This is a genomic window from Moritella dasanensis ArB 0140, assembly GCF_000276805.1.
Lineage (GTDB): Bacteria > Pseudomonadota > Gammaproteobacteria > Enterobacterales > Moritellaceae > Moritella > Moritella dasanensis.
Genome location: NZ_AKXQ01000007.1, coordinates 106,396 through 118,980, shown reverse-complemented (window position 1 = coordinate 118,980; position 12,585 = coordinate 106,396). Strand labels below are relative to the sequence as shown.

At 38.6% G+C, this 12,585-nt stretch carries 11 protein-coding genes; 1 reads left to right on the top strand and 10 read right to left on the bottom strand.

The window, feature by feature from the left end; all coding sequences use genetic code 11:
* Nucleotides 1-5 precede the first annotated feature (5 nt).
* The 3 genes from galU to A923_RS0107680 form a co-directional block, all read right to left on the bottom strand.
* Complete coding sequence (gene galU / locus A923_RS0107690; RefSeq protein WP_017221087.1) at nucleotides 6-902, bottom strand: UTP--glucose-1-phosphate uridylyltransferase GalU; 897 nt, start codon at nucleotides 900-902, stop codon at nucleotides 6-8.
* Nucleotides 903-968: 66 nt separating this feature from the next.
* Entirely contained in the window at nucleotides 969-1,976 is a 1,008-nt protein-coding gene (locus A923_RS0107685) for an NAD-dependent epimerase (RefSeq protein ID WP_017221086.1), read from the bottom strand.
* 68 nt (nucleotides 1,977-2,044) lie between these two features.
* Entirely contained in the window at nucleotides 2,045-3,211 is a 1,167-nt protein-coding gene (locus A923_RS0107680) for a nucleotide sugar dehydrogenase (RefSeq protein WP_017221085.1), read from the bottom strand.
* Between the two features lie 230 nt (nucleotides 3,212-3,441).
* Here A923_RS0107680 and A923_RS22105 point away from each other — a divergent pair, with 230 nt between their 5' ends.
* The gene (locus tag A923_RS22105) at nucleotides 3,442-4,515 is read left to right on the top strand and encodes a glycosyltransferase family 52 (RefSeq protein ID WP_017221084.1); all 1,074 of its coding nucleotides are present in this window, start codon (nucleotides 3,442-3,444) and stop codon (nucleotides 4,513-4,515) included.
* A gap of 80 nt (nucleotides 4,516-4,595) precedes the next feature.
* Here the strand turns inward: A923_RS22105 and pseI are convergent, their stop codons facing one another.
* The 7 genes from pseI to pseB all read right to left on the bottom strand — a co-directional run bounded on the left by pseI (nucleotide 4,596) and on the right by pseB (nucleotide 12,490).
* Nucleotides 4,596-5,645, bottom strand: a complete 1,050-nt coding sequence (gene pseI, locus A923_RS0107670) for a pseudaminic acid synthase (protein ID WP_017221083.1) — start codon at nucleotides 5,643-5,645, stop codon at nucleotides 4,596-4,598.
* 14 nt (nucleotides 5,646-5,659) lie between these two features.
* A complete protein-coding gene (gene pseG, locus A923_RS0107665; protein WP_017221082.1) occupies nucleotides 5,660-7,177 on the bottom strand; it encodes a UDP-2,4-diacetamido-2,4,6-trideoxy-beta-L-altropyranose hydrolase in 1,518 nt (505 codons plus the stop codon).
* A 62-nt stretch (nucleotides 7,178-7,239) separates the two neighbouring features.
* A complete protein-coding gene (locus tag A923_RS0107660) occupies nucleotides 7,240-8,526 on the bottom strand; it encodes an aminotransferase class III-fold pyridoxal phosphate-dependent enzyme (RefSeq protein WP_017221081.1) in 1,287 nt (428 codons plus the stop codon).
* Between the two features lie 22 nt (nucleotides 8,527-8,548).
* Entirely contained in the window at nucleotides 8,549-9,289 is a 741-nt protein-coding gene (locus tag A923_RS0107655) for a cytidylyltransferase domain-containing protein (protein ID WP_017221080.1), read from the bottom strand.
* A 4-nt stretch (nucleotides 9,290-9,293) separates the two neighbouring features.
* Entirely contained in the window at nucleotides 9,294-10,178 is an 885-nt protein-coding gene (locus tag A923_RS0107650) for an aldo/keto reductase (protein WP_017221079.1), read from the bottom strand.
* A 130-nt stretch (nucleotides 10,179-10,308) separates the two neighbouring features.
* A complete protein-coding gene (pseC, locus tag A923_RS0107645; protein ID WP_017221078.1) occupies nucleotides 10,309-11,469 on the bottom strand; it encodes a UDP-4-amino-4,6-dideoxy-N-acetyl-beta-L-altrosamine transaminase in 1,161 nt (386 codons plus the stop codon).
* A 7-nt stretch (nucleotides 11,470-11,476) separates the two neighbouring features.
* A complete protein-coding gene (gene pseB / locus A923_RS0107640; RefSeq protein WP_017221077.1) occupies nucleotides 11,477-12,490 on the bottom strand; it encodes a UDP-N-acetylglucosamine 4,6-dehydratase (inverting) in 1,014 nt (337 codons plus the stop codon).
* Nucleotides 12,491-12,585: the final 95 nt, after the last annotated feature.

The following is a 12,585-nucleotide window of genomic DNA, read 5'->3' as shown; positions in this document are numbered from 1 at the left end:
TATCTTTACTTCAAGCCACTAATAAATTCCTGTAAATCAGCGCCTACTTCAGGATGACGTAAACCATATTCAATAAATGCCTTCATGTAACCTAACTTAGAACCACAGTCATGTAACTTGCCACTAATATGGAAAGCTTCAACGGTTTCTAATTTCATTAGGTCATCAATCGCATCGGTTAACTGGATCTCATCACCAGCACCAGGTGCTGTACGTGCTAATAGCTCCCAGATAGACGATGGTAATACATAACGTCCAGCAACCGCTAAATTAGACGGTGCTTTATCTTGTGCCGGTTTTTCAATCACTGCGGTCATCTTGGTTGATTCACCAGGGCTAAGTTCAACACCACCACAATCAGCAACACCGTAACCAGACACCAAGTTCATTGGTACAGGTTCAACCATTATCTGACTAAAACCGGTTTCATCAAAACGGCGCATCATGCTGGCTAAGTTTTCAGTTTTTAGATCGGCACTCACTTCATCCATCAATACATCAGGTAATACCACGGCAAACGGTTCATCACCAATAATAGGTTTGGCACACAATACTGCGTGACCTAAGCCTTTCGCGACACCTTGGCGAATATGCATGATCGTCACACCTTTTGGTGCAATGGCTTGAACTTCAGCTAATAACTGACGTTTAACACGGTGCTCTAGTGTCGACTCTAATTCAAACGAGGTATCAAAGTGATTCTCAATGGCATTTTTTGATGCATGCGTAACCAGTACGATCTCGGTAATACCCGCTGCTGCACATTCATTAACGATATATTGGATCAGTGGTTTATCGGCCACTGGTAACATCTCTTTTGGGATCGCTTTAGTTGCAGGCAACATACGCGTACCTAAACCTGCTACTGGAATTACCGCTTTAGTGATCTTAGTTTGCTTCAAAATCTAATCCTTTTGTATTTTATATACGCTGTACTTTATATATATGTTCTTTATATAAGTTGCATCTTAAACATTATAAAAGTCACGATACCAATCGACAAAAGCTTTCACGCCTTCTTTGACTTTTATTTTTGAGGTGTAACCTGTGACTGCAAATAAATCTTGAGTATCGGCATACGTTGCATAAACATCACCCGGCTGCATCGGCATAAAGTTTTTCTTGGCTTTAATGCCTAACGAGTCTTCCAGCGCTTCAATGTAATCCATTAATTTAACCGGGCTACCGTGGCCAATATTGTAAACGCGATAAGGTGCACTACTGGTCGCTGGGCTACCCGTTTCGACTTTCCATTCGCTATCTGGCGTTGGTATTACAGCTTGAATCTGTAAAACACCCGCGACGATATCATCGATATAAGTAAAGTCACGTAACATGTCACCGTTGTTGTATACGTCAATGTCTTCACCAGCAATAATAGCTTTGGTAAACTTAAACAACGCCATATCTGGACGGCCCCAAGGACCATATACAGTGAAGAAGCGTAATCCAGTCGTTGGCACACCGTATAAGTGTGAATAAGTATGTGCCATCAATTCATTGGATTTCTTCGATGCCGCATATAACGAGATCGGATGGTCAACACTGTCACTGGTGCTAAACGGGGTTTTGTTATTCAAGCCATAAACTGAACTTGATGATGCGTAGACTAAATGCTGCACTTTGTTGTTACGACAGCCTTCTAATACGGTTAAGAAACCAGTTAAGTTGCTATCAGCATAGGCCATCGGGTTATCAATTGAATAACGCACACCCGCTTGTGCAGCAAGGTGAATTACGCGGTCAAATTGATGTTCTGCAAATAATGCCGCAACACCGTCACGATCGGCGAGATCTAATTCAATAAAACTAAACAACTCAGATTTTTTAGCATTTGCTAAACGCGCGAACTTAAGATTCACATCGTAATAATCATTTAAATTATCAACACCAATCACTTGATGACCCTGTTGACACAGTAACTCCGCACAGCGCGAGCCAATAAACCCAGCAGCGCCGGTTATTAAATATTTCATTTTGGTTCCACTTTTATTATGACTTCATTGCAATATTTTTAATCAAGCTTAATTTAATCATTACCAAACTAGTCATTACCAAACAAGTCTCGTGTATAAACTTTATCGGCGACATCAAGTAGTTCATCCGCTAAACGGTTTGATACGATGACATCAGACAGTGCTTTAAATTCATTAAGGTCTGTCAACACAGGCGATTTAAAGAATTCACGCTCGGTTAATACCGGTTCGTACACCACAACTTTAATGCCTTTGGCTTTAATACGTTTCATGATGCCTTGGATTGACGAGGCACGGAAATTATCCGAACCAGACTTCATAATTAAACGATAAACACCAACAACGTGCGGATTTCTGGCAATAATAGCATCCGCGATATGATCTTTCCGCGTCGAGTTAGCATCAACAATGGCACTAATTAAACTGTTAGGCACATTTTCATAGTTGGCACGTAATTGCTTGGTATCTTTCGGTAAACAGTAACCGCCATAACCAAACGATGGGTTATTGTAATGACTGCCAATACGCGGATCTAGCCCCACACCTTGAATGATCTGACGGGTATCTAAACCATGCGTTTCAGCGTAGCTATCCAGCTCATTGAAATACGCTACACGCATAGCAAGGTAAGTATTAGAAAATAGTTTTACCGCTTCAGCTTCGGTTGAATCAGTAAACAAGACATCGATATCAGTTTTAATCGCACCTTGTACTAACAGACCAGCGAAGACTTCGGCGCGTTCAGATTGTTCACCGACTATAATACGTGACGGGTGTAAATTATCGTATAACGCACTGCCTTCACGTAAAAACTCAGGCGAGAATAAGATGTTATCGCAGCCAAGACGCTGTTTGACTTCTTTAGTATAACCAACCGGTACCGTTGATTTGATCACCATCACCGCATTTGGGTTAATCGCCATCACGTCTTTAATGACCGCTTCAACAGATTTGGTATTAAAAGAATTATTCACTACATCATAATCCGTTGGTGTGGCGATGATCACATAATCAGCATTGGCATAAGCAAGGTACTTGTCGGTTGTCGCGATAAGATCAAGTTCTTTGTTGGCCAGAAAACATTCAATTTCATTATCTGAAATAGGTGATTTTTTCGCATTAATAAGATTTACTTTTTCGGCGATAATATCTAACGCGATCACGCTATTATGTTGCGCTAACAACACCGCATTTGATAAACCAACGTAACCTGTACCAGCAATGGTAATGTTCATGGTATTGACCTGATTATGAGTGGAAGTAATATATTCTTGTATTCTAACAGTAAAATAATAATTATAGTAAACATCATGATTTTATAACGCTCACCTATCAGTAACTATGGGATAGATTTTCGACTATATCTATGAAACTTTATCTCGCAAAAAATTTACTTCAATAGCTATGATATCATTACGTCGCATAGCCTAACTACTAAATTAACCTAGCCAACCAAGGTAATATTATGAACTTATACGTATGTTCAACTTTGCGACATCTGCTTTTTTCATTATTAAAAGCATGCTCACAGCCAGAAACAAAAAGTCACATTTTTATCATTGCAGACCAGCAAAACATAAATCCAGATAACTTCGAACCAAATAGCTTGCCAGCTAATGTTGAAGTACATTTCATCATGCGAGAAAATATTCGCGCACAGCTTTATAAAGGTTTCTTTGGTAGCGTAATGAAATTAATGGCGACCAGAAATGTTAAGACTTCGCCTACGATACAAAGATATATACACAATGCTTTATTCAACAGAGTGTTAGGTTTAGATATTAAATTTTCATCACAAAATACATTATTTCTTTATAATGAAAGAAATAAAATGTCGCGATTATTTCGTCTTGCCTTTGCCAACTACTCGATAATAGAAGAAGGTGTCGGTAACTATGGCAGCGTTAAGCTGAAACCTGCAGAACAATTCATGAATATACTCACAGGTAGCAAACGTCAATTCCGACACTTTGGAGATGATTCTCGTTGTACAAACATATATCTACTAAATCCGGATAAAGGGCCTAGCGCAATTCAACATAAAATCAAAGCAATTGACTTTGTGGATGATAAAATAATTACTCAATATGGTTACAAATTCTTTAAATATGATGCCCAGCATAAATACAATGTCATTATTGCAACTCAACCCCATGTAATTGAAGAGTTTGATTTAGTTATCTACAAAAAATTCATACAAGCATTAAATGACAACAAAATTCCATTTGCAATCAAAGTACACCCTAGAGAAGATGTTGAATATTATAAGCAAGTATTTCCCGGTGTCGAATTGATCGATAGCAAAATACCACTTGAATTAATTATATTTGGTTCGTTGGATAAATGTCGGATACTCTCAATTTGCACATCGGCAGGTACCGGATTTGAAAAATACTGCACAAGACTTAATTTATTGAAAGATAACGAACTGGATTCGTTATATGAAATATTTGATGATTTAGTTAAAAATAATAACTTAATTGATCAACGTATTAGAGGGTTATTCTCGAACGATCCTATCCTTAACCCAAAAAGCTAATCGAAAGTATATAGCAACGTAAAGTATCTGAATGCGATAGCTAATCGAATAGCGCCTTACTTTACGTTACTAATTCATTGTTATTTTATTAGCTCAAAACTCAACGCTGTACCTTTGGGGATTGCTCGCTTTGATGTTTTGCCTAATACCGTTTCATAGTGCTTAGGTGCCAAACCAAAACCGGGACGAATACTTCTCACATTAGCAGCTGTAAGCTCTTCTCCTTCCGCAATATCTTTAGTCACATACAGCGAACGTCTAAATTTAACATTGCCTTGCTCTGCTTCCGTTCTTTCATAGTTAACTTGCCCCATAGCGAGCCAAGCTGTTTTTGCATCGGCACATAGTTGGGCAAGTTCTAGTGGTTCCAATGAAAAACTATCATCAGCACCACCGCCATTACGATCTAAAGTAACGTGTTTTTCAATCAAGCACGCACCCAAAGCGACAGCTGCCACTGACGTCGCATTATCGATAGTATGATCTGATAACCCAGAAAGAACATCAAAACGCTGTGCTATATCTGCGATTGTTCTTAAATTATATTGCTCTGCTGGTGCAGGGTAACCACTAACACAATGCAACACGACCAATTCCTCACAGCCATTCTCTCGAGCGGTTGTGATAGCATCTTGGATCTCTGCTTTATTCGCCATGCCAGTTGAAATAATCATCGGTTTACCCGTTTGTGCTACACGTTTTATCAACGGTAAATCAATCACTTCAAATGAAGCTATTTTATAAGCCGGTGCATCTAGTTTTTCCAGTAAATCAACAGCGGAAAAATCAAACGGAGAGCTAAATATCGTGATATCGAGTTGTCTTGCTTTTTCAAACAACTTTTGATGCCACTCCCAAGGCATATGTGCGCCTTTATATAACTCATATAATGTTTGCCCATCCCATAGTCCACCATGGATTTGAAATTCTTCTGAATCACAATCCATCGTGATTGTGTCGTGGGTATATGTTTGTAATTTTATTGCATCAGCGCCCGCTTTCTTTGCTTCTTCCATAATTTTAAACGCACGATTAATGTCACCGTTATGATTTGCTGAAAGTTCAGCAATAATATAAGGAGGATGTTCAGAGCCAATTTTACGGCCATTTATGGTGATATATGATTTCATTATAATCTCAATGTTCAAATAATAGGATGACGAACAAAGCTATCCGCGGCAACACGCTGATAATTTGCTGTAATAAATAGTTTTTGAGAGGCGACATTAGCCTCAAGTACTGTTGCATGGATCATAATATTAGGGTGTATAAAGTCAATATAGGCCAGAGCTTGTGTTGCAATCCCTTTACCGTAATGAACTGGATCAATAAAAATAGAAATGAGATATTCACTCTGCTTAATACGATCAAGTCTAACAACTCCGACACGATCCAACGTTACAGGGCACTCTATAATATAAAAATAATCCTGATAACGATCTAATTTTTTATGCATCCAAAGCTGATGATTTTTCCATGTTGGTACATCCGTATTTAAAGCATACTGGCGGGTTTCTTGATGACACTGCCATTCATATACTTTATCTACATCTAGAGACGTTGCTCGACGCATACCGACTCTAACAAGATCAGCATCAAACAATGACTGGATATGGTACAGGATCCTCTGCAGTCCCAATCCGTCACACAATGCTAAGTTAGTATCTCTAAATGTATGCCATTGCGAAAGTAAAGTATTGTATGACACCAACAGTTTCGATGATATATCATTTATATTCACTCTAATAGCAGCTTCGGCGGTAACCAAATTTTGACTGATTTCATGCTGATTTTCAGCTAAAGGAACAATAATACTCGGAATTCCAAGGCAAGCACGTTCCCAAGAAGTAGTACCAGGTGCGCCAATCGCAATACTCTGCTCTAGCATCAATTCAGCCATATTATCAACAAAATCAATATGGTGAATCCAATGAGAGTTGACAACACAAAACGCTTTAACCTTCACATAATGAGGGGCTTTAGGTCCAAGTAATACAGTAACATGAGGTCTTGCCGAGGGGTGTGCAGATAGTGCCTCTAATACGCGTAATGTCGCGTTCGGTTGATCAATGCCCCCCATCGAGATCAATACCTTTACTTCCTTTGGTAATGAATCACAATCCAAAGCTTGTTCACGATAACGTGAAAAAAAAGGATTCAACAAGGCGAACTCACAACCTGCTAGTATTTTCGCCGATGGGTTATTGACTTGATACTCGCTGGCCGAACGCATTAATGTTTGATCTAAAATCAAATCAGCTGAATGAGTACGAACTAAATCATCAATAGCGAATATTTTACAGGCTAATTGATCTTTAACTACCGTTTGCCAGTCTTTATTCAAAGCATAATGATCAACTATCAATAAATCTGCATGACGTACCTGCGCTAAGAAACTTTGAGCATCAACAGTCCATGGAACCTGCAACCAAGCTTGATAATCACCACTGTCTTTAGGCTCAATTGCTATCTTAGCTTTAATCAATTCGTAAACATGAAAACCTTTATTACGTACAAATTGAATAAGATCACCTGTTTGCGGGCGACAAGCAAAGCTAACCTCATGCCCTTTTGATGCAAGAGCCTGCGCAAGCACTAAGCAACGCATTACATGACCGCTGCCAATATGAATAGATGCGTCTGTACGAATAACGATTTTCATTAGTTCACCTTAACTGATTTTATCGAGTTGCAACCTCTAGCATGCTCGGCTTAGCTAACCGTCTAGCGAACTTTAAATAAAGGCACTAAAGGTTCACATTCTAATTTTGATAATAAGTCTTTATTTTCTAACGCCACTTTCAAAATAGGTAACACTTCTTTATAACAGTTAATTAAAGTATCTATATCTTTCCGGCTATGTGAATAACTAATGTTATGAGTACCCAAAGTCAATATTCCGCGCTTCAACATTTCTTGCATAAAGAGTGTTTTTATCTCATAGCTGGTATAATTAGCTGCATCCGCGATGAGTAAAAATGACCAAGAAGGATGCCCTGCTGTAGATAAAAAGAATTCACATGCTAATTCTTTAATCAAAGCATTTAATTCCTCTAAGAGATATTCACCAGTTGCAGACAATACTGCCGGTACATTTAGTTTATCAACCTTATCCAATACAACTTTTGCCGCAGCTAAAGACGCAGTCTCACCACCAAAAGTGCCTGAAAAGAAAATGTCTTCCATCAGGTCCATAATTTCCGTTTTACCGACGACGGCAGATAAAGGAAAACCATTTGCAAGACCTTTACCAAATGTTGCTAGGTCAGGTGTTATACCAAAATATTCTTGTGCGCCACCTTTGGCGAATCGACAACCAGTAATAGTCTCATCAAAAATAAAGACAGCACCTTCTTCTTTCGCTATCTGTTGTACAGCTTTTAAATAACCAGGAGCCGGGAATGCAACGTTCATTGGTTCCATAATAATGGCAGCGATCTTTCCTTGATGCGCTTTAACCAAATCAGACAAAGAATCTATATCATTATATTTAAAGACTTTGGTTAATTCTGCTGTTGATTTTGGCACACCTAAACTACGTGTTGTCGAACCTATATACCAATCCTGCCACCCATGGTAACCACAAACCAAAACCATATCTTTGTTGGTATAAGCTCGCGCTAAACGTATAGCGGCAGAGGTAGCATCACTGCCATTTTTACCAAACCTTACTTTTTCAGCACATGGGATCAAATCAACTAATTGTTCTGCAACTTCCATTTCCAGTCGGTGTGGTAATGAAAAGCTAACACCTGTCTTAATTTGATCACATACAGCGTTGGTCACATCTTCATCCGCATAACCAATTGACACACATAATAATGCGCTCATAAAATCTAAGTATTCATTACCATCAACATCCCAAACTTTAGAGCCTGCACCTTTTTCTAAAAATAAAGGCGCAGCACCGACTGGAAATTGCACGGTACTCTTAGAGAAGGTCTGTGAAGCGAGTGGAATTGTTTCTAGCGCTCTTGCAAGTAATTGTTCCGAAACCTTATAACGTGTCATTCTATTCTTCCTATAATATGGTTCACAACTCAGATTTTATAAAACCTTCGTTGCGTTGAATACCTGTATTTATCTCTTGCAATGCAGGTTGCGCTAAAAGCAATTTGTAAATTGCATTTGCATCAAAGTATTGCTCTTCGGCACCTAGAATTGAATATATTTTTGTTACAAATTCAAAATCTTGAGGCTCATCAACAGTCCAGCGATAAGCTGAATAATCAATATCAGAAACAACAGCCCCTTTAACCAGTGTTGCTTGATTGCGAATATAAGGTGTTACGTGTTCCAAATCTGTTTTTGATTCAGCATTTAGCCAAGCGTTTTGTAACGCGCTAAAACTCATCACTTCAACATCAAGGCCATCAGGAAAAGTCTCTGGATCAACGTTTGAGGTATAGTCATTATTGCCAGAGATATGTTTTGCAATTACGCTATCAATAATAGCAGGATCGCAAAGGGGACAGTCACCCGTTAAACGCACAACAATATCGGCATTCGCTTGCAAAGCGGCTTGATAAAAACGGTCGAGTACATTGTCTAGATCGCCAGCAAAACATGGAATATTGATTGATTCACATAACTGTATAAGCGCAGTATCACTACTTTGATTCGATGTCGCGACAACGAGTTCATTAATAAGCTTACTGTGTAATGTTCTTTCTATCTGTCTTTGTAGCATCGGCTTACCTAAAATAGGTAAAAGTACTTTGTTAGGCAGTCGACGAGAGCTGCACCTTGCTTGTAAAATAGCGACCACTTTCATAATGTTATTTCCATAACGACGGGTTAATTAACTGATCAGATGACGACGCCAGTCCGCTTAAATCTAATTGTTCTTTGAACTTTTGGCTATTTAACATTTTCTGCACGTAATTATAGGCTTTGGTAATCTCAATAAGTTGATGAGGATTTACACATCCAACAACACCGTAGTCCATTGATTTATTACTGATTAAATACAGTAAAGCTAACTGCAATGGTTCCAAATTCAATTCTTTAGCCATGTTAAAATAAGACGCTAACTCAGGTTTAAATGGCTGTAAACATAGCGGTAATCTAGCATTTTCTTTTAACAGCAATCCCTGTAAAAATAGCGAGCGAACATGAATTTCAACACCTCTACTTTTCGCTTCATCTAATAAACCAGACTGCTCAAAACGTTGATCTAAGCAATTTGCTGGGATTTGAATAATATCAAGGTTATGCAGAGAGAGTGCAGATTCAAGAGCTTCAGGGGTATAAAAAGACGCGCCTATTTTAGCTACTTTTTGCTCGTCTTTAAGTTGTGCCAATATAGCCATGTTTTGTCGAGACTGAGCATTGGTTATGTCGTGCTGGTCATGGAACAAAATAGCGTGTAGCTTATCCACTTGTAATCGATTTAAAGAATCATTAACTGAAGTCTTTATATCCATAACATGTGTTTTTGAAGAAGGGATTTTTGAAATAATAGCAAATTCATTGCGGCTGTGACAAAGCCTGCCTAATACAGCTTCACTATCGCCATACGCAGCAGCAGTATCCAATAGGTGTATATTAGCCTGATTTGCAACGTCAAGAATATCGAGAGCTGTTGCCGTATTTACTTTACCGTTGTCATTAGTAATACCATAATCCAGACCAAACTGAACAGTACCTAATATTAAATTCATGATTTTTTACTTAATCTAATGTTTTAAATAAATATAAGCCATAAAAAATAACAACTAGCGAAGTTTGAGAGGGTTAAAAATATACCCTCTCAAACTATAGATGTGCATTTATAAAATCAAATGAGCAACACTAAGCTATTATTTTTGTAATCGAATCTACAACTTGTAACTGCTGTGATTCCGTCATATGGTGATAAAGAGGGATACTAATCGCTTGGGTATAATAAGATTCAGACTCAACAAATTGGCCTTTCCTAAAACCTAAATCCTGATAATAAGGTTGTAGGTGTACCGGAATATAATGTAAATTAACACCAATCCCCGCCTCTCTCAATGCAGTGAAAACTTCACTGTGCGTCAACGTTATATCATCCAGTTTTAATCGAATAACATACAAGTGACGTCCAGAATAGGATGCCTCAATCTGCTTTGGCAGAATTAAAGGCAAATCACGCAATAACTCATCATATCGTGCTGCAAGTGCATTACGTTTGGCGACAAAATCAGCCAACCGCGTCATTTGGCTTACACCTAATGCAGCCTGCATCTCGGTCATGCGGTAATTGTAACCCAAGGCTATTTGCTGATAATACCAATCACCATGTGCAGGCTCGGTCATTAGCGCTGCGTCACGCGTAATACCATGGCTGCGTAATAGCGCCATCTTATCCGCTAATTTAGTATTATTCGTGGTCGCTGCGCCACCTTCTGCTGTCGTCACAATTTTAACCGGGTGAAAACTAAATACAGTAATATCACTGTATTTACAGTTCCCTATTGGTTGATCTTGGTAGCGCCCGCCAATTGCATGCGAAGCATCTTCAATAATGGCAAAACCATACTCGACGCTAAGACGATGAATCTCTTCCATCTCACACGGTTGACCGCATAAATGCACAGGGATCACAACCTTAGGTAAAGGTAAACCATGATTTTTTGCGTGAGCCAACTTATCCGCTAATTTTGATGGACTTAAATTATAAGTCTCAGGATCAATATCAACAAAATCAATCTCTGCACCGCAATAAAGTGCACAGTTTGATGACGCCACAAACGTAATTGGCGTAGTCCAGACGACATCGCCGTGACCAACCCCAAGGGCTAAGCAAGCTAAATGTAATGCTGACGTTGCTGAATTAACCGCTAACGCATAACTTGCACTAGTCGCATCCTTGATTGCAGCCTCAAATAATGGGACTTGAGGACCTTGCGTCAAAAAATCAGATTGTAATACATTCACTACAGCATCAATATCCTGCGGTGTTATCTCTTGCTTGCCGTAGGGGATCATATGCTACTCACACTTCAAAGTTAGCATCAACATGCTCTTTAATTAAGTCACGTAAACTCTCAACCGTTTCCCACTCTGTATTAGTACCAGAAGTGTATTTAAACCCGAATGGTACTTTTTCAGCTTTGTGATGAGAAAGATAATCTTGTTCAGTATAAGTAAATGACACTGAAGGTAAAATGGCGTAATAAGGGCCAAGATCAATGGTATTCAAAGAGTCGGTATCAGTCAGCATTTCCTCATGTAGTTTTTCACCAGGACGAATACCAACAATTCTCGTTGTACATTCAGGTGCAATTGCTTTTGCCACATCAAGAATTTTATAAGATGGGATTTTTGGAATAAAAATTTCACCACCAAGATGATTTGCCAATGCAAACATCACTAAATTCACACCATCTTGCAAAGAAATATTAAAACGAGTCATCTCTTCATGCGTGATCGGTAATACACCGTCTTTTTTCTTAGCCATGAAAAATGGGATAACCGAGCCGCGAGATCCCATCACATTACCGTAACGCACAACACTGAATTTAATATCTTTAGAACCGCGGATATTATTTGCAGCAGCAAACAGTTTATCTGATGTTAACTTGGTCGCGCCGTATAAATTAATCGGTGCACAAGCTTTATCAGTAGAAAGCGCAACAACGTCTTTAACGCCGCAAGCTAATGCTGCATGGATAACATTTTCTGCACCATCAACATTCGTTCTAATGCATTCAGTCGGATTATATTCAGCGGTATCGACTTGCTTAATAGCGGCTGCATGAATAATAATATCAACACCTTCACATGCTTGTGTTAAACGCGCTTTATCTCGAACATCACCAATAAAAAAGCGTAGTTGTGGATAATCAAAATCTGGGTATTGTTGTTTAATAACCGACTGCTTTAATTCATCACGAGAATAAATGATGATTTTCTTTACGTCTGGGTAACGATCTAAGATCGTCTCGATAAATTGTTTACCAAATGATCCTGTGCCGCCAGTGATAAGAACTGATTTATTATTAAACATTATTTCACCATGTTTTATTTAAATTATAACCATTTTAATTATAACTATTTAAAATTATTGAGTTAAACACGAACTAAGCATCATGTTTAAGCAAG